Origin of the sequence: Flaviflexus sp. (assembly GCF_041440645.1) — a bacterium.
Lineage (GTDB): Bacteria > Actinomycetota > Actinomycetes > Actinomycetales > Actinomycetaceae > Flaviflexus.
Genome location: NZ_JASDVN010000032.1, coordinates 1 through 23,587, shown reverse-complemented (window position 1 = coordinate 23,587; position 23,587 = coordinate 1). Strand labels below are relative to the sequence as shown.

Here is a 23,587-nt window from a genome sequence, read left to right as displayed (position 1 = left end):
CTGTTTGTATTCTATACACGACATGCCGATTAGAACAAGTGTTTGGTTGTTCACCTCGTTGCCGCATATCCTGGATTTACGTTACGAAGCGGTTCGGACAGACTTTTTTCCTTGATTCACCCTGTGGGAGTGGCAATGACCGAGAACATTACGGACAGGCAAGTAGAGATCCTGGCGTACCTACGTCAATTCATTGCCGACAACGGCTACGCCCCGACGATGCGAGAGACCGGTGCTGGCGTCGGTCTGACCAGCCCTTCCTCCGTCAAGCACCACTTCGACACGCTCGAGCAACTCGGGATGATCGCACGCGACCCGCGTCGCCCCCGCACCCTCATGTTGACCGACACTGGTTACGCCGCTCTTGGTGACGATCACGTCGCGGAGATCAACGAGAGCAGCCAGCACGCAGAGGCCGTGAACGTACCACTTGTTGGTCGCATCGCGGCCGGCACCCCGATCCTTGCGGACCAGATGGTGGAGGACGTCTTCTCCATCCCCCGCCAGATGACAGGCAACGGAGACATGTTCATGCTTGAGGTGTCTGGCGACTCGATGGTCGATGCCGGCATCTTCGATGGCGACTGGGTCGTTGTGCGTCGTCAGCAGGACGCCATCAATGGAGATATTGTTGCGGCTCTCCTCGATGAGGAGGCAACGGTCAAGACGTTTAATCGCAAGGACGGTCACGTGTGGCTACTGCCCCACAACGACTCCTACGCACCCATTCCGGGCGATACGGCAACAATTCTTGGGCGCGTCGTCACCGTCATTCGCTCACTTTAGAAGAAAATATAAGTAATCAGGCACTGCCACTCATCGGTCACTCGTGGAGAGGCAGTGCTTGTTTTTGACTTCTGAGGATCTGTACCAATGAGGGTATGCACTAAGAACGGTTTGAACAAATTGGGTCGGCCGTGAGGACTTGGCCGGGACCAATCCGGATTCGGCTACCGTGGCCCTCGCAAGGATCGTCAAGGCGACTGATCGGACCTAAAGGACGCTGACGCGATTAGTTGGCTTCTTCCCTCGCGAGCCTTTGCAGGGACTTCTTCGTGAGCTCAAGGTCCTTTGTCGGCCACATGGGTGGCATGCCTGCGCGCAGGTAACCGCCGTACGCCTTGGTTAGGAGGCGGGAGTCGAACACGGCAACTACTCCCCTGTCACACGTGCTGCGCAGAAGCCTGCCCGATGCCTGAGCCATGAGGACCGCCGCATGGGTTGCCGAGACCTGCATGAATCCATTGCCGCCACGCTTACCGACCTGCTCTGTGCGAGCCTGTGAGACGGGATCATCGGGGCGCGGGAACGGGATGCGGTCGATGATGACCAGCCGGCATGCTCGACCCGGGATGTCGATGCCCTGCCACAAAGATAGGGTTCCGACGAGGCAGGTTCGATCGTCGTTCTTGAACTCGTCAACAAGTGTCGAGAGTTGATCCTTTCCCTGGCACAGGATTGGCAAATCGACGTGCTTGCGGAAGTATTCGGCCGCGACCTCGGCACCCCTGCGGGAGGAGAAGAGGCACAGGGCGCCACCATCGGAGGCGCGGATCAGCTCGACCATGCGGTCGAGAGCGTCGGTCGACTGACCGTCGCGTCCCGGCGCGGGCAGGTCGGAGGCAATGTACATGATGCCCTGCTTGGCGTAGTCGAACGGGGAACCCACATCCATGCCGGTCCACGGCCCCTGATCGGGGAACGCCAAGCCCACCTGGTAGGCCATCGGGTCGAAGGAGCCACCAACCTCCAGGGTTGCGGAGGTGAGAATCGCGGCTCGTTCGGAGAAGATTTCGTTCGCGATGGGGCCAGCAACGTCGAGTGGTGCGCCGTAGAGTGTTTCCTCGTTCGCCCACACAACGAACTTGCCCTCCTCGGACAGGAGGTCATCGACGTCGGCGATAAAGGCCTTAGCGAACTGCTCGGATTCGCAGGACTCCTTGAGCGTGCGGGCCATAGCTCCCAGGGATTCACGGACCTGGTCGGGAACCATCCGGATCCTCCCGTCCATCTCCTTCAGAGCCTCGAGCAGGGAATCGCCGTGGCGCAGGAACTCGGAGTCGAGCTTTCCTGAGGATCGCATCATGCGAGCGATGCGGTTGATGTCGGGTGCTCCGATGCGGATGGTGAGCTGGCTGGTCACGCGTCCCACGAGATCGTGCGCCTCGTCGATGATGACAGCGCCGGCTGGGGGCAGTACCTCAACCTTGGAGGACTGGACCCCGAGCATCGCGTGGTTCGTGATGATGATGTCGGCTTCCATGGCTTCCTGGCGGGCCAGGTCAGGGAAGCATTCATTGATGAGTGGGCAGTCCTTGCCGTCGCACTCCTGCTTGGTCACGGAGATCTGGCGCCACACCTGATCCGGCACACCGGGAACGAGAGTGTCCCTGTCTCCTGTCTCGGAGTTGAGTGCCCACTCCCGGGCGCGGATGACCTGCTTGCCCATGTCGGTGGCCTCGGCAGCATCAAAGAGCGCCTCTTGTCCTGAGTCCTGATTGACGCGCTTGAGGCACGCATAGTTCTGCCAGCCCTTGAGGAGTGCCGTCTTGACCTTGACCCCTGTGTTCTTTTTGACCGCCTCGATCACGCGAGGAGCGTCCTCCTGGGTGATCTGACGTTGCAGGGCAAGTGTGGCGGTGGAGATGATGGCTTTCTGGCCGGTCTTTGCGGACCACAGTGCCGCGGGCACGAGATAGCCCATCGACTTGCCGGTGCCGGTGCCGGCCTGCACGAGGAGATGACCACCGTCATTGAGGGCGTCGTAGACGGCTTCCGCCATCTCAACCTGACCCTCGCGACGCTGACCACCGATCGTGCCGACAACATCATCGAGAACCTCAGTGACCGACACTGGACTCCACGAGCTCGGCCGCCAGTTCCTCATCAACGAGAGCCTTGAGAACGGTCCCGTCCTCGCTGTACTTCTCGGACAGAATCTCACCATCGGTGTGAACGCGGGAGATGAGATCCCCGCGATCAAAAGGAACGACGACATCGACGGAAACAGAGGGTCTGGGTAGTTTCTCTGCGATCAGTTCGCGCAACTCGTCGATGCCCTCACCGGTTTTGGCGGAGACAACGATCGAACCCGGGAACCGGGACCGGAGGGCAGCAAGATCGACCGGGTCGGCCAGATCCGCCTTCGAGAGCACGATGACCTCGGGAACATCCTCAGCACCCTCGACCTCGCTCAGAACCTCACGGACCGCATTCACCTGACCGACCGGATCGGGGTGGGAGCTGTCAACCACGTGAAGCATGAGATCGCCTTCGGCGACCTCCTCCAGAGTGGACCGGAAGGCCTCAACGAGCTGGGTCGGCAGGGACCGCACAAACCCAACCGTGTCCGAGATCGTGTACGTGCGACCATCCGCTGTTTCGCTACGGCGCACCGTCGGATCGAGGGTTGCGAACAGCGCGTTCTCCACGAGCACACCAGCGTTTGTCAGGCGGTTCATGAGAGATGACTTGCCGGCGTTCGTGTATCCCACGACAACGACGGACGGGAGGTGGTTGCGGCGGCGGTTGGAGCGCTGCGTGCGACGCGCCGGCTCCATGTTCGCAATGTCTCGCCTGAGCTTCGCCATGCGGTCGCGGATGCGGCGGCGATCGAGCTCGATCTTCGTTTCACCGGGACCGCGGGAACCGATACCGTCACCGGAACCGACGCGGCCACCGGCCTGACGGGACATGGATTCACCCCAACCACGCAGGCGGGGAAGCAGGTATTCGAGCTGTGCGAGTTCGACTTGGGCCTTACCCTCGCGGGACTTCGCGTGCTGGGCAAAGATGTCAAGAATGAGAGTGGTGCGGTCAATGACCTTGATCTTCGTGACGTCCTCGAGGTTACGGCGCTGGTTAGGCGACAGCTCCGTATCGACGATGATCGTGTCGGCACCGGTTTCTTTTACGAGGTCCGCAACTTCGTGAGCCTTGCCCGAACCCAGATAGGTTGCGTTGTCCGGCTTGTCGCGGCGCTGCAGGACGCCCGCGAGAACGGCGGAACCCGCTGTCTCAGCGAGGGCCGCGAGCTCCCTCAACGAGATCTCGGCGTCCTCGGCCGTACCTGACGTCCACACGCCAACGAGCACAACGTTTTCAAGGCGAAGCTGGCGGTATTCGACTTCGGTGATGTCTTGAAGCTCGGTCGAGAGGTTAGGAACACGTCGAAGCGCCGAGCGCTGTTCTCGTTCAAGTTCATCACCGGCATACTCTGGACGATAGTCAGCATCCGCCTGCAGGGCTGTTCCCTTGCGGGAAAAAATGTCACGTTCGGTAATAAGAGTCTCCTTTTCGCGCTCCCATTGTCTCACGGAGCGCTCCCCTGCGGTAGTTTAGTTTCTGTGTCAGAGCATTACTTTTCCCCCGACCCAGCCGCACCGGACAAGCGAAGCGAGCACTCCTTCACGATCCGCGGCACCCGGTTCGACATCACGTCGTCCGGTGGTGTCTTTTCCCACGATCGCCTCGACAAGGGAACACAGGTTCTCCTCAAGTACGTCATCGATCCGCCCGAGGATGGTCTGCTCGTCGACGTTGGGTGCGGATGGGGTCCGATTGCTCTCGCTCTCGCCACGGCCTCCCCAAACGCGCGAGTCCTTGCCGTTGACGTCAACGAGCGGGCACGCGAGCTGACTCGCGAGAACGCGAAGCGGGCTCGCCTTGCCAACATTGAGGTCGCCACCCCGGAGGAGGGACTCGCGATCGCCAAGGAGCACGGGATCGCTGGACTCTGGTCCAATCCCCCGGTCCGCATCGGCAAGGACCCCCTTCACCAGCTTCTGCTCGACTGGTTCCAGTACCTGACCGGCACCGCCAGCATCGTGGTGTCCAAGAACCTTGGTGCCGATTCGCTCGGGAGTTGGTTGCAGGGGCAGGGTTACGAGGTGGAACGCATCGGATCCTCTGGCGGGTTCCGCGTCCTCGACGTCAGCGCCCCTCGCCCACAATCCCTGCAAGGTTAAATTCGGCCACAATCTCGGCCGGCCCGGTCATCTCGATACCGTCACCAGCGAACCGGATCTCCATGTCCAGCCCAAAGCTGCGCGCATAGTAGATCCCGGAAGCGGTGTCTCCCGCCCATGCGTGTAGCGCGATCGCAGCGTCCCTCAGGCCCTTCTCGCTCGCAACCTCCCGACCGTCCATGAAGGTGCGCGCACGGAACTGGGTGACGGGTCGTTCCACGCCGTCGAAATCAATGATGGTGGTGTCGCCAAGCGGCACCACCAGGACAAGATCCGCACCCGGGATCTCCGGATCGGCCTTGCCCTTGCCCGTCGCGGAGTTTAGTTCGTCCTCGTGCTCGACGGCGACGACAACGCTGGGGTTCTGGGACATGATCGTGAGACCGCCCCTCATGCCGCCTCGTGCACCGCTCACGCCATCGAGCATGACGGCAACGTCAAAGCCACGCTCGACGGCCTCCTTGCTGAGAGGCGTTGCGGGCGGAATGACCGTGGAGTACCGCAGTCCCGTCCTGCTGACGTACTGCTCACCATCCTCGGACACAAACACGACAGATTCCCCATCGGCCAGGTCAACGAGCCCGGAGACGCGCAGGTAGTGCGCGGCGAGGCGTAGCAGCGAGCTGTTCCCGGTCGCGGGCGCGCCGTCGGAGTCCCATGCGTCGAGGCGCCACGCCCCATCACCCGCGATCACCACTCGCATGAGACAGTCCGCACCGATGCCGCGAACCCGGTCGCAGATGGTGTGAATGTCGGTGGGGGTGATGGTGCGGGATGCTGTCAGGTCGGGAACGATGATTGCGTCGCTGCTGCCAACGTGTCCCTTGGTGAGTGTGAGGCCTTCAAGAACGGGGATGATCATGGGTTCATTCTACTGACGATTTCATCCAGTCTTGCCGGAGCTAGGTCCGGGGTCACCCACTCGATACGGGGATCTCTCTTGAACCAGGTCAGCTGCTTCTTGACGAGCCTCCGGGTGGCGAAAGTGACCGATTCCCGCGCCTCGTCCACGGTCATGACACCATCGAGCACGGCAAGCGCCTCCCGGTATCCGGTGGCGGTCCGGGCCGTCGGAGCATCGTCCAGTCCCCGCTCCCGCAGTGCCCTCGTCTCCTCGAGAAGACCGCTCTCGAACATGAGGTCCGTGCGAAGCGCGATCCGGTTCTCCAGCTCCCCCATCCCCATCTCCAACCCCACAACCACTGTGCCGTCGTAGTGGGACGTGTGGCGGGGAAAAACGGGCTGGAAGGATCTGCCCGTCACCTCGTTGACCTCGAGGGCGCGTACAACGCGCCTGACGTTCCTGGGGTCGATGACCCTGGCTGATTCGGGGTCGATGGCCTCCAGTTCCGCGTGCAGAGCATCTGCGCCGATCTCCTCGGCCCGACGCTCGAGGCGTTCACGCACGTGCGGATCGGTACCGGGAAAGTCGATCTTGTCGAGAGCGGCAGACACGTACAGTCCGGAACCACCCACGAGAATGGGGAGCTTGCCGGAGGCGACAATGGCGTCAATGTCGGCGCGGGAGTGCTTCTGATATGCGGCAACCGAAGCTTCCTGCGAGATGTCGAGAACATCGATCTGGTGGTGGGGTATCCCCCGCTGTTCTTCAGCGGTCACCTTCGCCGTTCCCACGTCCATGCCCCGATACAGCTGCATGGCATCAGCGCCAACGATCTCCGCGGCGTCGGCTCCGCCGATCCGCACCGCCAGCTCAATTGCCGCCGCTGACTTGCCAACGGCGGTTGGGCCAACGATGGCGAGAATCATGACCTGGGGCGGATGGTGGGCAGACCAAGGGACACGGGACCACGCGCCTCGGCCTCAAGCTCAGCGACGCGGGCCTTGTCCTTTGCCCACGCATCGCCCGCACGGGTTCGGATGATCTCAAACGTGCCGCCCTCGAGTGCCGAGTCGGCAAGCAGGTGGTGGGGTGCGCCGTGCGTGACGGTTGCGCGCACCATGTCACCCGGGCGGGGCAACTCGAAGGCGTGATCATCGGAGGAGAAGGTGCCGGCCAGGTGGCGCAGGTGATCGGGCAGGGCGACGTGCACGAGCCGGTTGTCTTCAGCGCGGCCCGTCAGGCGCGCCGTGTCCGCATCCTTACGCCCCTCGCCCTCGGCGATGAGGATGTCGACGGTACGACCCACGATGGCCTCGTTCTCCTCGGTGGAGATCCGGTTCTGGAGCGCGAGAAGGCGGTTGTAGCGTTCGCTCGCAACCTCGGCGGGAACCTGGTCCTCCATGTCCGCAGCGGGCGTGCCGGGGCGCGGCGAGTACAGGAACGTGAAGGCGGAGGAGAACCTCGACTGCTCGACAACGTCGAGGGTGGCCTGGAAGTCCTCCTCGGTCTCGCCCGGGAAGCCGACGATGATGTCGGTGGTGATGGCGGCGTTGGGGATCTTCTCGCGCACGGAATCGAGGATGCCGAGGAACTTCTTCGAACGGTACGAGCGGCGCATGGCACGCAGAATGCGGTCCGACCCCGACTGGAGCGGCATGTGCAGGGACGGCATGACGTTCGGAGTCTCCGCCATCGCGTCGATGACGTCCTGGGTGAAGGCCGCCGGGTGCGGGGAGGTGAAGCGAACCCGCTCGAGTCCCTCAATCTGGCCACAGGCACGCAGCAAGTCGGCGAACGCGCCCTTCTGACCAAAACCAACACCGTAGGAGTTGACGTTCTGTCCGAGCAGGGTCACCTCGATGGCGCCCTCAGCGACAACGGCCTCGATCTCCTGGAGGATCTCACCTGGCCTGCGGTCACGCTCCTTGCCGCGCAACTGGGGAACGATGCAGAACGTGCACGTGTTGTTGCAACCAACAGAGATCGATACCCATGCGGCGTACGCCGATTCGCGCTTCGTTGGAAGCGTGGAGGGGAAGACCTTGAGCGACTCCTCGATCTCGACGGCGGCCTCCTGGTTGTGGCGGGCACGCTCGAGAAGTGTGGGAAGAACATCGAGATTGTGGGTTCCGAGTACGACATCTACCCAGGGGGCGCGATCGACGATTCCGTCGCCCATCTGCTGTGCCAGGCAGCCACCGACGGCGATCTGCATGCCGGGGCGTTCACGCTTGACCGCGGCAAGCTGACCGAGGTTACCGAACAGCTTGTTGGCGGCGTTCTCACGCACGGAACACGTGTTGAGCACGAGAATGTCCGCACCCTCGTCCCCCGCATCCGTCGCACGTAGCGCGGCTTCCGGAACGGTATCAACGTGCTGGTAGCCGGCCGACTCCAGCATGCCAGCGAGGCGCTCGGAGTCGTGGACGTTCATCTGGCACCCGAGGGTGCGAATCGCATAGGTGCGGGGAATAGTCATCTCAGTCATCGCCCCCCATTCTAGGGCCATGAGACCTCACCAGCAGAAATAATTAGTCCATGATCTGTAGCGCAATAAAGCCGCACAGACCGGCCCAGAAGTAGCTGGCGAGCGAGCCGATGATGAACCGTTCGTTGACCGCGGGATCCTCCTGCAGCTCCGCCCATCTGCCCAAAGACTTGATCGCAACGACGACCGCGATGAGCCCGGGCTGACCAACGAGAACGAGCCCCGTGATCGAGAGTCTCTCGAGTATTCCGATCACGGAACCACCAAGCAGCACGTGCTTCTTTTGGGGCGCGGGAGGTTCAATGACGAGGTCGTTCTTCCGTTCCCACTCGTCCGGCACAACCCGCACGAGTGCAAAGACTCCCTCAACGACAGGCCAACCGAGGAAGGCGGACACGGCAAGCGCGACGATCGCGACCACGACCTCCATCACGCGCTCCTTCCAAGCAGCAGGTCAATGGTGGGCCACAGGGATTCTTCAACCACCTGTCCCCCGTGCCCGCGCCGCTGGGACACTGCCTCGACGCTGACGCCGAGGGAGGCCGCAATCTCCTTGACCGTGGCTCCCCCGCGGTGCGCGTCGATGGCCTCCCACTGGGCATCGGTGCGATTTGCGAAAATGAACCCAACTGCCCTCAGCACTGACTCTGCCGCCGTGACGTCCTCCCCATCGCCACCGACAGCGATCGAGGGCGAGAACCTGTTGAGGGACTTGGTGCGGTCGACTGCCTCGCGAGCGTGGAGGTAGGCGGGACCCGTGCCCGCTCGAGCAGAGCTCCCGAGCTCGGCGTCACCGACGCCGATGCCGATGTGCCATCCCCCATCGCGTAAAAGCTTGAGGCTGATCCACCGAACAACGGAGGCTTCGTCCGTCACTCCCTGGACCTCGTCTCCCGCGGTCCGCTCGAACTCGCGAACCATGTCGTACTCGTTGAGCGCATCGAGTAGCGCGGGCACCTCGTCGCCTCCCTTGCGGGAACCGATCTGATCGATGGTTAGAACAAACATTCTCAACACCAAGCCTTGGGCCTTGAAATTACTTATTCAAGACTAGCGCCTAGAATGCTCTTTCTCAATAGATCTCGTCATCATCGAGAACGACTCGGAGCGCGTGCATGCACTGGTCGGGGGTGAATCCCCTGCGAGCAAGCGCGCCGTAGATGCGTCGCCTACGGACCTCGCGGTCGAGCCCCTCGGTGGCGCGGGCCTTCTTCCTGGCGAGTTCGAGAGCGGCCTCCCGCTCGTCATCGACGCTCACTTCTTCGAGGGCCGCCTCGGCGGTCTCGCGATCGATGCCCTTCTTGTCGAGCTCCCTGGCGAGCCCCCTCTTCGAGACGGGTTTCTCCGCCATTCGGCTCCGAACGAGCATGTTCGCGAACTTCTCGTCGTTGACAAGTCCGACCTCCTCGAACCTGTCGACGATCTCCTCCGCAATGTCCTCCGGAACGCCGCGGGAGACCTGGGCGGTCATGAGCTGCTGACGGGACCTGTCGGTCATGGTCAGCTGGCGCAAGACAATCGCCCGGGCCTCCTCGCGGATTTCTTCCGGGGTTTCCTCACCGGTGAGCTTCATTAGAACTCGTCGGGAATCTCTTCCTCGTTGGTTTCGGCCGGCGCGTTATCGACGGGTGCGTACTCGCCGATGCCGAGCTTCTGAAGGATCTTCTGCTCGATCTCGTCAGCCGTGTCCTTGTTCTCGATCAGGTAGGCGCGGGCCTTCTCCTTGCCCTGCCCCAGCTGCTCGCCTTCGTAGGTGAACCAGGCACCGGACTTGCGGACGATGCCGTTCTCGACACCCATGTCGATGAGGCCACCCTCCTTGGAGATTCCGTGACCGTAGAGGATGTCGAACTCGGCCTGCTTGAACGGCGGGGCCATCTTGTTCTTCACGACCTTGATGCGGGTGCGGTTACCGATCGGCTGACCGGCTTCCTTCAGTGTCTCGATGCGACGCACGTCGAGGCGGACCGAGGAGTAGAACTTCAACGCCTTACCGCCCGTGGTGGTCTCGGGGGAGCCAAAGAACACACCAATCTTCTCGCGCAGCTGGTTGATGAAGATCGCGGTGGTGCCGGACGCGGAGAGAGCGCCGGTGATCTTGCGGAGAGCCTGGGACATGAGGCGGGCTTGGAGGCCGACGTGCGAGTCGCCCATTTCGCCCTCAATCTCGGCCTTGGGAACAAGGGCCGCAACGGAGTCGATCACGACGATGTCGAGAGCTCCGGAACGGATCAGCATGTCCATGATCTCGAGCGCCTGCTCGCCAGTATCGGGCTGGGACACGATGAGAGCGTCGGTGTCGACACCAAGCTTGCGTGCGTACGCGGGGTCGAGCGCGTGCTCCGCATCGATGAAGCCTGCGATGCCACCTGCACGCTGCGCGTTCGCGACCGCGTGGAGTGCAACGGTGGTCTTACCGGAGGATTCCGGACCGTAGATCTCGATAACCCTGCCGCGGGGCAGTCCGCCAATTCCGAGCGCCACATCAAGGGCCACGGAACCCGTGGGAATGACCTTCACGCTCTGCGCCGTCTGGTCCCCCAACCGCATAATCGAGCCTTTACCGAACTGGCGGTCAATCTGGGCAAGTGCTGTATCGAGTGCCTTTTGGCGGTCTTCAGCTTTCACAGCCATCATTTCTCCTTGAATAGGGCGGATAGAACAGGCGAACGGTAGGGAACCCGCCCTCGCCGAGCGGCAACCTAAGAGCAACGCTAGGCCACGCCTTAGACACAAAAATCGTCAGAAATCCTCGTTGTGGACATCCGCGATCACGTTGCTCCGGAGAACATACTAACTGAACATTCGTTCGAATGAACGAACCACGCCGACCTATGTCCGTTTTGGCTGGCGCCGGTGGAGGTACTGGGTCTCTTCGTCAAGATCCATCTCGTGGCAGATGGCGGTCCACACTTTTTGCGGTGCCTCACCATCGTCGAGGAGCTCGACCGCTGTGCGGTGGCCGAGCTCGGGTAGGGCCAGGGACTTCGTGAGGGCCTGGCCGTATGCTGCGCCGAATGCTTCGTCGACGACTTTCCAGAATTCTGAGTGATTCATAGCGGGACGCAAGAAGCCGCGGCAAATGCCGCGGCTCAAGCGTGTTGCAGTTTAGTTCACGCCGGCTTCGGCGAGTGCTTCCTGCACGGTGTCGGGGACACGGAAGCTCGGGGGCACCCGGCCTTCCGAGAGATCGATGCGGTCCGCGACGAGGCGCAGCACGTGGCCGAGGGGCACGTTCAGGGCCTGGCAGATCGAGAGAAGCAGTTCAGAGGAGGCTTCCTTCTGGCCACGCTCAACCTCGGACAGGTAGCCGAGCGAGACGCGAGCATCCGAGGACACCTCGCGGAGCGTGCGGCCCTGACGCTGACGGTATGCACGCAGGACCTCGCCGAGTTCACGACGGAGAAGGACAGGTTCGGACGACTTGGAGCCGCCCAGGTCGCGCGGGCGTACAATTTCTGGGTTCTTTTTCCGGTTAACGCCGGTACGTGTTTCCATTGCCATCGAATAGTACAACGAGACGATTCCCTAATTTGTTCCCGATATTCCGCGAACCACTTGGGTCACTCAGATTATTTCCAGGATTGCGTCAAGCGTTGGTATTGAGCCAGTTCCGCCGGTAGCTCAAGTCCGGCCAGGAGAATAATTGCGCAGGACGCGGAATAGGAACGAATATCTCCTCGGTCGCCCGGGAATAGGAACTGAGTGGCCTTTCCGTCCTCCCGCCCGATCCAGACCGTGCCCGCGGGGTGACCGTCAGAGGGTCCCGGACCCGCCACACCTGTCGTGGACACCGCGTGCTCCGCGCCGGTCAGGTTCGCCACTCCCGACGCCATCTGAACCGCCACCTGGGAGCTGACGGGACCGACGGTGTCGAGCACCTCCCGGTCAACACCGAGCACCCTGGCCTTGATCTCGTTCGTGTACGACACGACACCGCCGCGGAGGACGGCTGATATGCCGGGGGTCTCGACGAGGCGTGCGCTGACCAGTCCCCCGGTCAGGGATTCCGCGGTCGCGATTGTCTCTCCCCGTTCGAGAAGGATCGTGGCCGCTTCGGAAGCGGCCACGAGGTGATGGGGTTCGCTACTGGGAGTCGCCATCGTATTCACGGCTGATCTTGATTGCGTCCTGCACGTACTGGATGGCGGACCAGATGGAGGTGATGAGGGCGCCGGCCACGAGGACCCAGGTCAGCCACTCTATGCCGGTTGCCGCCCAGTCCGGGAGGAACGAGCGCCACGGCAGAAGCAGGCCACCAATGAACAGGGACTGCAGCATCATCTTGAGCTTGCCGCCCTTACCCGCCGCCATGACGGCCTTGCGCTTCATGTACATGCGCATGATCGTGATGCCGAGTTCGCGGACCAGCATGACGATAGTGATCCACCAGGGCAACATGTCGTGCCACGAGAGCATGATGAGTGCCGCTCCGATGAGCGCCTTGTCCGCGATGGAGTCGGCGAGCTTCCCGAAGTCGGTGATGAGGTTCCGCGAGCGCGCCAGGTAGCCATCGAGCTTGTCGGTCATGGCGGCCACGAAGAAGATCCCGGTAGCGATCCACCGGGAGGTGGTGTCGGCTTCCCAGAATGCCCAAATAAAGGCCGGGATCAGGAGGAGCCTGATGACGGTGACAACATTGGCGATGTTGAGAACCGGTACGGGATCTTGTTTGTTCACCCTCTAAGCCTACGTCCTAATCGCGGACCATCACCTATGCTTGACCCATGTCTTCCCGCCGCTTCGGTGCGCTCTTTCTCTCGAGTGCTTTCCTCCTCGCCTCCTGCAGCTCTGTTTCCACCAATGATGATGGTGAGCAATCAGCCAATGAGGAAACACCAACAACTGACGTGACGGAGGGTCCCACGGTTGATCCGACCGATGAGTCAACGGAGTCCGACTCCCCCAGCGAGTCCGAGTCTCCCACCGAGGGGGCGACGGCCGATTCCGAGCCGATTGCACAGCTGACCATCGTGTCCGGCGGCGATATCCTTCTCCACCCCTCGATCTATCAGACCGCTCAGACGGGACCAGACTCGTTCGATTTCACATACCAGTACGAGGCGATCAAACCGTGGATCAGCGGAGCAGACCTTGCCCTTTGCTCCCTCGAGGTTCCGATCGCACCTGAGGGAACCGAGTACTCGGGTTATCCAACCTTCGGCGCGCCCGCTGACCTCGTCCCCTCCCTCAAGGAGGTTGGTTTCGATGGGTGTAATACGGCAACCAATCACACGATGGATCGTGGTTTCGCGGGTGTGGAACGGACCAACACTGTTCTGGAAGAGAACGGTATGGGCTTCCACGGCGGGGCCCGCACGGAGGAAGAGTCCAAGCAGGTTCAGTTCTACGATCTTGAGGTCGAGGGACGAACGGTTACCGTCGCCAACATCTCCGCCACGACCCTGACGAACGGCATTCCGATTCGTGCGAACGAGCCGTGGTCCTGGTTCGTCATTGGTGAGCTTGGACCGTACGAGACGAGCGATGTCATTAACATGGCGGAACAGGCTCGCACCGACGGCGCTGACCTCGTTGTTGTCTCCATGCACTGGGGTACTGAGTACGTGTCGGAGCCAATTGATGAGCAGCTCCACATTGCTCAGGAGCTTGCCGATTCCGGCCAGGTCGACCTCGTCTATGGCAACCATTCCCACGTTCCCGAGCCTGTGACGGAGCTCGAGGGTGGCCCGCGGGGCGAGGGAATGTGGGTGGCCTGGTCCATGGGTAACCTGATCTCCGGCCAGACCATCGCCAACCACGGATACCGCGTGACCACCGGATACCTCGGCACCGCCACCATCGATGTTCCTGCCGAAGGCCCCGCAACCGTTGACCGCCTCGATTGGACCGTTGTCACCCAGGACGCTCCGGGCAACAATCGCCTCTACTTCCTCAATGAGGAGCTACGCGGCGGTCGTCCTGCCAATCTCACGCTGAGCGATGCCGAACTCCAGGAGCGAGCGAACGTCACCTACCCGGTCATGGAAGCGGACGGCAGTAGTGAGCGCCTCGAGGTTCCCGAACAGGTCTCCACATCTGTTGAGCCACGACGGTAGCTGATACCAGCTATTGGGTTTTAAGAACGTCGAGCGAGACTGAGTTTCCTTCAAACACCTCCGGAAACACATCGGGGTTGGTTGGGAACACCTGACCGTCAAAAACGGGAAAAACCCCTTGCCCCGCGAGAGGCGTTGACCATATCCGGCTCTCGATCGTGCCCGGATTGGGCTCGAAGGACAATGCGATAATCACGTAGCTCTTGCCAGCTTCGATTTGATCGCCGGCCTCGGACTCACTCACGGTGCCAGCCTCAAGTTGCGTCACGACGATGCTCTGCCCCATGAGGGACTCATCCCCGGAGATGACGTCGACGACGTGCGCAGTGAAGTATTCGATTCCGAGCCCCGGATCCCCATCAAAGTTGGGCTTTCCGTCAAGGCCGAAGTCAGCGTAGCTGCCATCCATAGATTTCACCATAATCAGCAATGTAGCGTCGTGATGCTCTTGAGCATCCTCGAATGAGGAATAGCCCACCGGAGCCGTCTCTACATCCTGATTTAGCTCGGTCTGGTCCTTTTGCCATAGCTTCGTGCCACCAAAAGTGATAACTGCGCAAGCGGCAACGATGCCGAATGCCAGTACTGACTTTTTCATCATTGAACACGTCCTCAATAGGTGGCTATAACACCATCAGTATCGTCTAGCTGTGGGGTTGTCATACTGCAATCAGTTACACGACTGATCGTTCTTGCATCTCCGATGGAGACACTGGAGGCGCCGCAACGAGGGGACGCCTGAGATGGCAATTTTCGGCGTTTCATCGATATGTTGGCATGGATGAAACGCCTGCGAGTTTATGGAGCGAGAGTATTCCATCCCCCCTTGTCAATCAAGCATTCGATGCACCTCACGTCTTATGCCCGCGACACCAAATCGTCAATTTCATGGGAAGAGGGTTGTCGATGGGGACAAGCCACGAAGCGAGCAGGTTCGCGAGAATGCCCAGGTTCGCGAGACAGCCTCAGGAAGCGCCCCAAAAAGGACAGGGAATAGTCCCTACACAGCTCACCGCGCACTATCCCCAGTGCCGAAAATGCTTGACTCCACAACCAGCGCACTGAGGGACACGACCAGCAAGGCATGGGCGGGAGCCACGCACGGCTTTCCTCAGCCCAGAGTAAGGAAGGCTACGGCCTTGAGCCATAGCCTTCCTGAATGTGGTTGCGATTAGCCTCGATTATCGGGGCTAGCCTCGCCCCGTCAGCTGCCAGGCATCTTCCGAATCATCATCATCCTCGTCCCAGCAGTCCTCAGCTGAGGGGACCCCGGATGCGGGAAGGATCTGAGTGCCGTCAACCGGCTCTTCCTCCACGGGTGACTCGTAGGCACCCTCGGGTGGCTCCTCGCCCTTGATCATGGCGAGCACCTCGGGTAGCTGGTCGGGCTTGTAGAGAACCTCGCGGGCCTTCGAGCCTTCGGAGGGGCCAACGATGTCGCGTGCCTCAAGCAGGTCCATCATGCGTCCCGCCTTGGCGAAGCCGATCCTTAACTTACGCTGGAGCATGGAGGTGGAACCGAAGTCGGTGGAGACCACGAGCTCCGCGGCCTGAAGGAGGATGTCGAGATCGTCGCCGATATCGTCATCGATCTTCTTCTTCGCCTCGGGCTTCGCGGTCACGTCCTCACGGTACTCGGGCTCCATCTTGCCCTTGACGTAGTCAACGACCTTCTCGATTTCGGCCTCCCCGACCCAGGCTCCCTGGACGCGGATCGGCTTCGTGGCACCGGAGGGCATGAACAGAGCGTCGCCCTGACCGATGAGCTTCTCCGCACCCGGCTGGTCGAGGATGACTCGGGAGTCAGCCAAAGAAGAAGTGGAGAAGGCGAGCCTGGACGGCACGTTCGATTTGATGAGGCCGGTGACGACATCAACGGAGGGTCGCTGGGTTGCGAGCACGAGGTGGATGCCTGCGGCTCGAGCCAGCTGCGTGATGCGCTGGATGGAGGCCTCAACGTCCTTCGGCGCGATGAGCATGAGGTCGGCTAGCTCGTCGACCACGACCACGAGATACGGGTAGGGCTTGATCTCGCGTTCAGAACCGGGAAGCGGCTTCACGTGACCGGCGTGTACGGCCTCGTTGAACTGGTCAACGTGACGGTAACCGAAGGAAGCGAGATCATCGTAGCGGCGATCCATCTCCTCCACGACCCATTCGAGGGCCTCCGCGGCCTTCTTCGGGTTCGTGATGATCGGGGTGATGAGGTGCGGGATTCCGGCGTAGACCGTGAGCTCAACGCGCTTCGGGTCAACGAGGATAAGTCGCACCTGATCGGGGGTGGCCCTCATGAGGATCGATGTGATCATCGAGTTCACGAACGAGGACTTACCGGAACCGGTCGCGCCAGCAACCAACAGGTGCGGCATCTTCGCCAGGTTCGCCACGACGTAGTTGCCCTGCACGGACTTGCCAAGACCAACAACGAGCGGGTGGGTCTGCTTCTGAGCGACAGAGGAACGCAGGACGTCACCGAGGACAACGGTCTCGCGGTCCGCGTTCGGGATCTCAATGCCCACGGCCTGCTTGCCGGGGATGGGAGAAAGAATGCGAACATCGGCGGACGCGACGGCGTACGCAATGTTCTTCGAGAGCTGGGTGATGCGCTCGACCTTGACACCGGGACCAAGCTCGACCTCGTACTGGGTGACTGTCGGGCCACGCGAGAAGCCGGTCACGGTCGCATCGACCGAGAACTCCTCGAAGACTCGTGTCAGCGCCGCCACGACATTGTCGTTCACCTGCGAACGCTCAAGATGAGGGGCGCCCTCGGACAGCATCTTCATGTCCGGTAGTTCGTAGGCGAGGCTCGAGGACAGTTCCGGCTGTTCGAAAACAGTAGGCTCTTCGGCCGACTCGTCGGGCGATGGTGCCGGAGCAGGCAGATCGATGGATTCCTTCGGGCTCAGAACGCGGGTCTGAGTCGGCGGGTTCTCGGTCTTCGCCTTCGGCTTCTGCTTGGGTGCCATGTCGACCTTGGGCAGGTCGGGAGCCTGATCGATCTCGTACGGTTCCTCGTAGGGTTCGGATTCCTCGTTGAGGGCAGCATCCCGCTTCGCCTTGATGCGCTCTGCGAGAGACTGCTTCGCAACCCCATCCTCCCTCTCGGGCTTCTTGTCCCGCACCATGTCCAGAATGTCGCGGATCGAGGTGGAGGCGCCGTACAAGATCGCGAAGATCGCGACGAGAACAAGGATCGGGATCGCGCCCCACGGGGACAGCAGGTAGGACAGTCCCCCACCAACGAGCCAGCCAACAATGCCGCCGGCGTTCTCGACTCCAGCAATGTCGTCCATCGGGTTGCCCGCGCCGCGGGCCACGTGGAGGATGCCGGTGATGGCCACGATGAGCAGGACCGTGCCAATGACAAGGTTCTTATTCGCGTCCCGCGCCGAGACTCTGAACAGCCTGATCGCAAAGAACACGAGAACGATCGGAACGAAGATTGAGAGCAGGCCAACGGGGCCGGCCGTGATGTGGTGAATGACGGAACCGAGTGCCCCGGAAAGCTGGAACCATTCCCGCAGGGCAATGATGATGGCGAGACCGATGAGGGTCAGGGCTAGACCATCACGGCGTGCCGGCGACTCCTGCTCAACAGGAGCTGCTGGCTGGATCTCCGTTTTCGGGGTCTGCGAACGCACGCGACCACCCGATCGCACTCGACCACTCGTCTCCTGCGACGCCTTCCGCCCCGGTTTTCTCGGTTCTGACTTACTCACACACTCGAGAATAGTTCGCCTACCAGTCACTTTCCTACCCACGCGCCGAAGTCGTGAGGTGAGCGGTTTTTGTCACTGGCTCACAAAGCTTCCCGAAACACGAGTGTGGGTGCGACTCAATTGTCAGTCGCACCCACGTCCGCTCCGTCGAATCCCCACCGGTTCAACGAAACCAGAATGGAGGTCTCCGAGGCGCGGTTGGACTACCGAACGGGAGAACTCACGAGCGTCATGGCGAACAGGTCCTTCGGATCGTCCGGGTCCGCAATGAGGTCAATGTCGTCCTGCAGGTCCGTTCCCTCGGTCATCCGCTGGCACACCTTAAGCGCCACGAAGTCGGAGATGGCGAAGCCAACCGAGTCGAAGATCGTGATCTCCTCGTCGCTCACGCGCCCCGGGTGGTTTCCGGCAATGACGTTCCAGAACTCCGTTACCTCAAACTCGGGACCGACCTGCTGGATCTCACCCTCGATCCTGGTCTGCTCCTCAAACTCAATGAACACGCTGGAGCGATGAAGAATGTTGACGTCGAGTTCGGTCTTGCCCGGGCAGTCGCCACCGATGGCGTTGATGTGAACCCCGGGAGCGACCTGAGCATCGTGCAGGACAGTGGCGAGCTGCTTATCCGCTGTGCAGGTCGTGATGACATCCGCGCCCAGGACGGCCTCGTCCGCGCTCGAGCAGAGCGTCACGTGGAAGCCGAGAGGCTCCATGTTCCTCCGGAACTTCTCCATGGCATGTGGGTCAACGTCGTAGATGGTGAGGTTCTCGATCCCCAGAGCCGCCCTCATTCCAAGAGCCTGGAACTCAGCCTGGCTGCCTGAACCGATCATCGCCATCGACTTCGCGTCCTTGCGAGCCAGATACTTGGCGACGAGGGATGAGATGCCGGCGGTGCGCAGAGCGGTCAGGAGCGTCATCTCGGCAACGAACACCGGGTATCCGTTATCAACTTCTGCGAGCGCCCCAAACGCCGTCACCGTCTGGTACCCACGTGTCGGATTGGAGGGGTGACCATTGACGTACTTGAAGGAGTACAGCTCACCATCGCTCGTCGGCATGAGCTCGATGACTCCAATCGGGGAATGGGAGGCAATGCGGGGAATCTTCTCAAACGACTGCCACTTACCGAAGTCGGACTCCAACTCCACGATCATATCCCCAGTGATCTTCTCGACGCCCTCACGCTGAATCCAGCGCACCATGTTGTTAACACCCACAAACTGCGTCATTGAAACCTCCCAATCGAACAACGTTGTCCGTTATATACTTGTTCACCCCATCGTAAGGCCCCAGATCACAGGGAGGAAGTCCCAACACGTGAGACGTTTCAAGAAAGTGGTTGCATTTTCGAGTTCTCTGATTTTTTCCAAACGCCCTGGAACCACAAACTCGGGTATTACCGCTGGTCGTAGCGTCAACTACTGACGTATCTGGGGCCACTTACCCAGCTGGTGTTGTCGGAAAAGAATGGGAGGGTCGCCTGCCGGCAACCCTCCCATCAGGTGAAGCGAATCGCTTCTGTGTCTTACTTCTTGCTTAGACGTCCTACTTCTTGCCTAGACCTCGATGACGGTGGGGACGATCATGGGCCGGCGGCGGAGCCTGCGGGAGACCCAGCGGCCAATGGCACGGCGGATCGCCTGCTGCATCTGGTACTGGTCAGCACCATCATCCAAAGCATCCTGGAGGGCTTGGGTGATCTCGGGCAGAACCTTGTCCCACACCTCGTCATCCTCCGCCATGGCCCTTGACTGGATGTGGGGGCCGGAAACGATCTCCTTCTTCGAGGGATCGACAACGGCGAAGATGGCGACGAAGCCTTCCTCGGCAAGGATGCGACGGTCCTTGAGCTCAGCCTCGGTGAGGTCACCAACGGACGAGCCATCGACGTAGACGTAGCCACAGGGAACGGCTCCGACGACACTGGCCTGACCGTCGACCAAGTCGACAACGACACCGTCCTCGGCCAGCATAATGTTCTCGGCAGGAACGCCAGTCTTGACCGCGAGCGCACCGTTCGCCACGAGGTGCCTGATCTCGCCGTGGATCGGCATGACAGACGTGGGCTGGACGATGTTGTAGCAGTACAGGAGCTCACCGGCTGAGGCGTGGCCGGAGACGTGCACGCGGGCCATGCCCTGGTGGACAACCTTGGTGCCGAGTCTCATAAGCCCGTTGATGAGGCGGAAGACAGAGTTCTCGTTGCCTGGGATGAGGGAAGAAGCGAAGACAACGGTGTCACCTGGGCCGACCGAGACCTTCGGGTGGTTCTCGTTGGCAATGCGGGACAGTACGGCCATTGGCTCACCCTGCGAACCGGTCGACATGTACACGCGCTTCGATTCCGGGTAATCGTTGATCTTCTTCAGATCCACGAGAACATCATCGGGAACGTCCAGGTAGCCAAGATCGGCCGCGATACCCATGTTGCGGACCATCGAACGACCAACGAACGTGACGACGCGGTTGTTTGCAGCGGCGGCGTCAAGGACCTGCTGAACGCGGTGCACGTGGGAAGAGAAGGACGCAACGACAATCTGTCCGGTGGCTCCAGCGAACACCTGCTTGAGGACGGGACCGATCTCCACCTCGGCGGTCGTGAACCCGGGGACTTCGGCGTTGGTTGAGTCCGTCATGAAGAGGTCGACGCCTTCTTCACCGAGGCGTGCGAAAGCACGCAGGTCGGTAATGCGGCGGTCGAGTGGTAGCTGGTCCATCTTGAAGTCGCCCGTGATGAGGACGTTGCCGGCCACGGTGCGGATCATCGCGGCGAGAGCATCCGGGATGGAGTGGTTGACTGCAACAAACTCGAGTTCGAACGGACCGAACTGCTCAACGTCTCCCTCAGCGACCTGAAGGGTGTACGGCGTGATTCGGTGCTCTTGGAGCTTCGCCTCAATGAAGGCAAGGGTCAGCTGCGAGCCGACGACAGGGATGTCGTTTTTGAGTCGCAGGAGGTAGGGAACGGCTCCGATGTGGTCCTCGTGCCCGTGGGTCAGAATTATGGCTTCGACATCGTCCAGTCGATCCTCGATGTATTCGAAGTCGGGAAGGATCAGGTCAACGCCGGGCTGGCCCTCTTCGGGAAAGAGCACGCCACAGTCAACGATGAGGAGGCGTCCGTTGATTTCAAAGACGGTCATGTTGCGCCCAACCTCGCCCAATCCACCGAGAGGGACAATCCTCAGGGTGTTTTTTTTGAGGGGGCCGGGCTTGAGAAGATCTGGTCGAGCGTAATTCACATGGTCATTCTCCCATGAAGCCCGCCGATTCTGTACTGGGCACGGGTGATTCTTCCAGGCTCAGATTTTTGTCACGTCCGCGCCCCTCCCAGCATTCGTGTCTAAAGCGAAGCCCCGCGAGAGGAGATGAACAATCAAAGGAGCAGGTAGCGGCCATAGTAGCGGCCGACGGTAGAGCATGATTAAGCAATGCCTCGAGGATTATTGGGCAATACAGAGAGACATGGGTGTGGGGCAGTCAGTCGACTGCCCCACACCGTTACAGATTTGGTTTCTGTTCGTCCAGACTCAACATCTGTTCGCCTAGTCAGCTCCTACTTGAGGTAGCCCTGAACTCGGAGAACCTTGCGCAGTGCATCGAGTTCGCTCTGACCGGCACCGACAAGGGGAAGGCGCACGGTTGCGCTCGGGATGATGCCGGTCATGGCGAGGGCTTCCTTTGCCATGACGGCACCCTGGCCGCCACCCATGATGATGTTGACGAGGGAGTGCAGGCCGTCGTCGATCGTGCGTGCCTCCTCGTAGTTGCCAGCGTCCACGGCGTCGACCATGGCGCGGTAGCGAGCACCGGCAATGTGACCGACAACGGAAATGATTCCGGATCCACCAATGGTCAGCCAGGGCAGGTTGAGAGCGTCGTCGCCTGAGTAGTACTCGAGTCCGGTACGGCGAGAGACGGCAATGCCGGTGGGCAGGTCGCCGGCGACGTCCTTGACGGCCTTGATCTTTGGGTTCTCGGCGAGACGATCAAACGTCTCGTCAGCAATCTTCACCCCGGTGCGTCCCGGAATGTCGTAGACCATGACGGGAAGATCCGTGGAGTCAGCGATCGCGGTGATGTGCTGGTACACGCCCTCCTGCGAAGGACGGGAGTAGTACGGGGACACGATCAGAAGGCCCTCAGCACCGGACTTCTCGGCACCCTTGGCGATGCGCACACCGTGCGCGGTGTCGTTGGAGCCAGCACCTGCGATGACCTTGGCGCGGCCGCCAACCTCGGCAACCACCTCGGACACGAGGAGGTCCTTTTCGGGCTGGTGCGTGGTCGGCGACTCACCGGTTGTGCCAGAGAGCACGATGCAGTCAACTCCCTGATCAACAAGATGTGCGGCGAGCTGCCGTGCAGCGTCAATATCAAGCGATCCATCGGTTGCAAATGGCGTTGCCATGGCCACTCCGACGGAGCCAAACGTTCGAGACGGTGTACTACCCATGACCCAACCCTAGCGCGTTCATTGCCTTCTGTGGCCCATGCGGGGCAAGTGTCAGCCATGTGGACAGTGTGGAATAAAGCAAAAGTCAGGGCCGTGCAATGCACCTTCGTCACCCACTCCTGTTCTACTGGACACCTGACTCACGAGTGACGGACAGACAAGTCCCCTCTAGTGCATCCTTCCTCTCTATCGAAGATCTCCGTAGTGAAAATCTCGGTCACTCCTTGCTTGATGCTTCCTTCACTCAGTCGCGTGGTCGAGGAGCTGACGGATGGGGCGATGTAGACCGGGGTGGCCGCGGTCGATAGTCTAGGGAGGTGACTGCAGCTCTTCCCGATTCCTTTGTCCGGCCCGCGATCATCTCCGACGTCCCCTTCATTGGTGACATTCATTCGGCAACCATGCAGGCAACTCTCTCAGCCGCTCTCGACCACGATCTCCCGGGGGAGATTGCCGAGCAGCTATCTAGAGAGAACCTTTCCAAGAGCTGGTCCGCATCTATCTCAGCTCCACCCTCCCCCAGCTACCGCACCCTGACCGCGGTTGAGGGCGCCGCCATCGTCGGTTTCGCCGCCCTCGCTCCCGCCGACCAGGCTCTCATCGGTGATCCCGAGGACAACCCGGGAACCATTGAGATTCTGGCCCTCGAGGTGCCGAGGAAGAACGGCCGGAAGGGACACGGTTCGCGCCTCCTCGCTGCCATCGCAGAGTTTGCCGAACAAGATCACGCGGGTGAGATGCAGGTGTGGATCATGGTTGGTGACGAGGCCAAAACCAGATTCTTCCAGGGTGCAGGATTTGCACCCCGCGGCATCCAGCGCTCCCTCGAGCTCGGAGATGAGCTCGTGACCGAGCAGTGCTGGTACACGGTCCTTGAGCCCGAGGATCACTCCGGCCACAACCACTGACCAGCAAGTAGCGGACGGACTCCTGTAGCGCTCCGCTTCCCTTCTCCCACATATGATTGATCCCCGCTTCTGCGGGGATCAATCTGGCTCTTCATAATTGGGGGTGTAGTTTGTTTTGGAATCCGCCGCTGCCCAGGAGG

The 23,587-nt window shown here is 61.0% G+C and carries 22 protein-coding genes; 4 read left to right on the top strand and 18 right to left on the bottom strand.

All coding sequences use genetic code 11. The features are described 5' to 3' along the window. Positions 1 to 135 precede the first annotated feature (135 nt). Positions 136 to 786, top strand: coding sequence for a transcriptional repressor LexA (gene lexA, locus QMB98_RS04325; RefSeq protein ID WP_371684441.1), 651 nt, complete (start codon positions 136 to 138; stop codon positions 784 to 786). A 226-nt stretch (positions 787 to 1,012) separates the two neighbouring features. Here the strand turns inward: lexA and QMB98_RS04320 are convergent, their stop codons facing one another. Both QMB98_RS04320 and hflX read right to left on the bottom strand, forming a co-directional pair. Beyond that, positions 1,013 to 2,854, bottom strand: a complete 1,842-nt coding sequence (locus QMB98_RS04320; RefSeq protein WP_371684440.1) for an ATP-dependent DNA helicase — start codon at positions 2,852 to 2,854, stop codon at positions 1,013 to 1,015. After that, on the bottom strand, positions 2,841 to 4,316 hold the full coding sequence (hflX, locus tag QMB98_RS04315; RefSeq protein ID WP_371684439.1) for a GTPase HflX: 1,476 nt from the start codon (positions 4,314 to 4,316) through the stop codon (positions 2,841 to 2,843). The genes QMB98_RS04320 and hflX overlap by 14 nt, the downstream gene beginning before the upstream one ends. A 30-nt stretch (positions 4,317 to 4,346) precedes the next feature. Here hflX and QMB98_RS04310 point away from each other — a divergent pair, with 30 nt between their 5' ends. After that, positions 4,347 to 4,967 (top strand): class I SAM-dependent methyltransferase, encoded by a 621-nt coding sequence (locus QMB98_RS04310; RefSeq protein ID WP_371684438.1) that lies wholly within the window; start codon positions 4,347 to 4,349, stop codon positions 4,965 to 4,967. Here the strand turns inward: QMB98_RS04310 and QMB98_RS04305 are convergent. From QMB98_RS04305 to pgsA, 11 genes are all read right to left on the bottom strand, one after another. Further along, a complete protein-coding gene (locus QMB98_RS04305; protein WP_371684437.1) occupies positions 4,933 to 5,829 on the bottom strand; it encodes a hypothetical protein in 897 nt (298 codons plus the stop codon). The genes QMB98_RS04310 and QMB98_RS04305 overlap by 35 nt on opposite strands. Then, entirely contained in the window at positions 5,826 to 6,737 is a 912-nt protein-coding gene (gene miaA / locus QMB98_RS04300) for a tRNA (adenosine(37)-N6)-dimethylallyltransferase MiaA (protein WP_371684435.1), read from the bottom strand. The genes QMB98_RS04305 and miaA overlap by 4 nt, the downstream gene beginning before the upstream one ends. Beyond that, the gene (gene miaB, locus QMB98_RS04295) at positions 6,734 to 8,290 is read right to left on the bottom strand and encodes a tRNA (N6-isopentenyl adenosine(37)-C2)-methylthiotransferase MiaB (RefSeq protein WP_371684498.1); all 1,557 of its coding nucleotides are present in this window, start codon (positions 8,288 to 8,290) and stop codon (positions 6,734 to 6,736) included. The genes miaA and miaB overlap by 4 nt, the downstream gene beginning before the upstream one ends. Before the next feature lie 52 nt (positions 8,291 to 8,342). After that, on the bottom strand, positions 8,343 to 8,729 hold the full coding sequence (locus QMB98_RS04290; protein ID WP_371684434.1) for a hypothetical protein: 387 nt from the start codon (positions 8,727 to 8,729) through the stop codon (positions 8,343 to 8,345). Then, positions 8,729 to 9,307 (bottom strand): hypothetical protein, encoded by a 579-nt coding sequence (locus QMB98_RS04285; protein WP_371684433.1) that lies wholly within the window; start codon positions 9,305 to 9,307, stop codon positions 8,729 to 8,731. The genes QMB98_RS04290 and QMB98_RS04285 overlap by 1 nt, the downstream gene beginning before the upstream one ends. A gap of 64 nt (positions 9,308 to 9,371) precedes the next feature. Continuing rightward, on the bottom strand, positions 9,372 to 9,872 hold the full coding sequence (locus QMB98_RS04280; RefSeq protein ID WP_371684432.1) for a regulatory protein RecX: 501 nt from the start codon (positions 9,870 to 9,872) through the stop codon (positions 9,372 to 9,374). Then, positions 9,872 to 10,933, bottom strand: coding sequence for a recombinase RecA (gene recA, locus QMB98_RS04275; protein ID WP_371684431.1), 1,062 nt, complete (start codon positions 10,931 to 10,933; stop codon positions 9,872 to 9,874). Before recA ends, QMB98_RS04280 begins: the two co-directional genes overlap by 1 nt. Positions 10,934 to 11,131: 198 nt before the next feature. Continuing rightward, a complete protein-coding gene (locus tag QMB98_RS04270) occupies positions 11,132 to 11,356 on the bottom strand; it encodes a DUF3046 domain-containing protein (protein ID WP_371684430.1) in 225 nt (74 codons plus the stop codon). A 51-nt stretch (positions 11,357 to 11,407) separates the two neighbouring features. After that, positions 11,408 to 11,803 carry a helix-turn-helix domain-containing protein gene (locus QMB98_RS04265; RefSeq protein ID WP_371684429.1) on the bottom strand — a complete coding sequence of 132 codons (396 nt, stop codon included), beginning with the start codon at positions 11,801 to 11,803 and terminating at the stop codon, positions 11,408 to 11,410. A 68-nt stretch (positions 11,804 to 11,871) separates the two neighbouring features. After that, positions 11,872 to 12,402, bottom strand: coding sequence for a CinA family protein (locus QMB98_RS04260; RefSeq protein WP_371684428.1), 531 nt, complete (start codon positions 12,400 to 12,402; stop codon positions 11,872 to 11,874). Next, on the bottom strand, positions 12,386 to 12,979 hold the full coding sequence (gene pgsA / locus QMB98_RS04255; RefSeq protein ID WP_371684427.1) for a CDP-diacylglycerol--glycerol-3-phosphate 3-phosphatidyltransferase: 594 nt from the start codon (positions 12,977 to 12,979) through the stop codon (positions 12,386 to 12,388). The genes QMB98_RS04260 and pgsA overlap by 17 nt, the downstream gene beginning before the upstream one ends. Positions 12,980 to 13,026: 47 nt before the next feature. Here pgsA and QMB98_RS04250 point away from each other — a divergent pair, with 47 nt between their 5' ends. Beyond that, the gene (locus QMB98_RS04250; protein ID WP_371684426.1) at positions 13,027 to 14,358 is read left to right on the top strand and encodes a CapA family protein; all 1,332 of its coding nucleotides are present in this window, start codon (positions 13,027 to 13,029) and stop codon (positions 14,356 to 14,358) included. Between the two features lie 10 nt (positions 14,359 to 14,368). Here QMB98_RS04250 and QMB98_RS04245 read toward each other — a convergent pair whose 3' ends face one another. From QMB98_RS04245 to dapA, 5 genes are all read right to left on the bottom strand, one after another. Next, entirely contained in the window at positions 14,369 to 14,959 is a 591-nt protein-coding gene (locus QMB98_RS04245) for a hypothetical protein (RefSeq protein ID WP_371684425.1), read from the bottom strand. 589 nt (positions 14,960 to 15,548) lie between these two features. Next, positions 15,549 to 18,080 carry a DNA translocase FtsK 4TM domain-containing protein gene (locus QMB98_RS04240; RefSeq protein WP_371684424.1) on the bottom strand — a complete coding sequence of 844 codons (2,532 nt, stop codon included), beginning with the start codon at positions 18,078 to 18,080 and terminating at the stop codon, positions 15,549 to 15,551. Between the two features lie 203 nt (positions 18,081 to 18,283). Continuing rightward, positions 18,284 to 19,312: an ornithine cyclodeaminase gene (locus tag QMB98_RS04235; RefSeq protein WP_371684423.1), complete on the bottom strand. Its 1,029-nt coding sequence runs from the start codon at positions 19,310 to 19,312 to the stop codon at positions 18,284 to 18,286. Between the two features lie 327 nt (positions 19,313 to 19,639). Beyond that, positions 19,640 to 21,271 (bottom strand): ribonuclease J, encoded by a 1,632-nt coding sequence (locus tag QMB98_RS04230; RefSeq protein WP_371684496.1) that lies wholly within the window; start codon positions 21,269 to 21,271, stop codon positions 19,640 to 19,642. Positions 21,272 to 21,639: 368 nt separating this feature from the next. Then, a complete protein-coding gene (gene dapA, locus QMB98_RS04225) occupies positions 21,640 to 22,539 on the bottom strand; it encodes a 4-hydroxy-tetrahydrodipicolinate synthase (protein ID WP_371684422.1) in 900 nt (299 codons plus the stop codon). A gap of 317 nt (positions 22,540 to 22,856) precedes the next feature. On the opposite strand from dapA, the gene QMB98_RS04220 reads away from it, so the two are divergent. Beyond that, a complete protein-coding gene (locus tag QMB98_RS04220; RefSeq protein WP_371684421.1) occupies positions 22,857 to 23,447 on the top strand; it encodes an N-acetyltransferase family protein in 591 nt (196 codons plus the stop codon). Positions 23,448 to 23,587 lie beyond the last annotated feature (140 nt).

Excerpts from the sequence above, each read along its gene's own strand:
- dapA (WP_371684422.1), bottom strand. The coding sequence starts at position 22,539 with ATGGGTAGTACACCGTCTCGAACGTTTGGCTCCGTCGGAGTGGCCATG.
- QMB98_RS04280 (WP_371684432.1), bottom strand. The coding sequence starts at position 9,872 with ATGAAGCTCACCGGTGAGGAAACCCCGGAAGAAATCCGCGAGGAGGCC.
- QMB98_RS04235 (WP_371684423.1), bottom strand. The coding sequence starts at position 19,312 with ATGACGCAGTTTGTGGGTGTTAACAACATGGTGCGCTGGATTCAGCGT.
- QMB98_RS04265 (WP_371684429.1), bottom strand. The coding sequence starts at position 11,803 with ATGGCAATGGAAACACGTACCGGCGTTAACCGGAAAAAGAACCCAGAA.
- miaA (WP_371684435.1), bottom strand. The coding sequence starts at position 6,737 with ATGATTCTCGCCATCGTTGGCCCAACCGCCGTTGGCAAGTCAGCGGCG.
- miaB (WP_371684498.1), bottom strand. The coding sequence starts at position 8,290 with ATGACTATTCCCCGCACCTATGCGATTCGCACCCTCGGGTGCCAGATG.
- QMB98_RS04270 (WP_371684430.1), bottom strand. The coding sequence starts at position 11,356 with ATGAATCACTCAGAATTCTGGAAAGTCGTCGACGAAGCATTCGGCGCA.
- QMB98_RS04290 (WP_371684434.1), bottom strand. The coding sequence starts at position 8,729 with ATGGAGGTCGTGGTCGCGATCGTCGCGCTTGCCGTGTCCGCCTTCCTC.
- QMB98_RS04250 (WP_371684426.1), top strand. The coding sequence starts at position 13,027 with ATGTCTTCCCGCCGCTTCGGTGCGCTCTTTCTCTCGAGTGCTTTCCTC.
- lexA (WP_371684441.1), top strand. The coding sequence starts at position 136 with ATGACCGAGAACATTACGGACAGGCAAGTAGAGATCCTGGCGTACCTA.
- QMB98_RS04245 (WP_371684425.1), bottom strand. The coding sequence starts at position 14,959 with ATGATGAAAAAGTCAGTACTGGCATTCGGCATCGTTGCCGCTTGCGCA.
- recA (WP_371684431.1), bottom strand. The coding sequence starts at position 10,933 with ATGGCTGTGAAAGCTGAAGACCGCCAAAAGGCACTCGATACAGCACTT.
- QMB98_RS04285 (WP_371684433.1), bottom strand. The coding sequence starts at position 9,307 with ATGTTTGTTCTAACCATCGATCAGATCGGTTCCCGCAAGGGAGGCGAC.
- QMB98_RS04305 (WP_371684437.1), bottom strand. The coding sequence starts at position 5,829 with ATGATCATCCCCGTTCTTGAAGGCCTCACACTCACCAAGGGACACGTT.
- QMB98_RS04260 (WP_371684428.1), bottom strand. The coding sequence starts at position 12,402 with ATGGCGACTCCCAGTAGCGAACCCCATCACCTCGTGGCCGCTTCCGAA.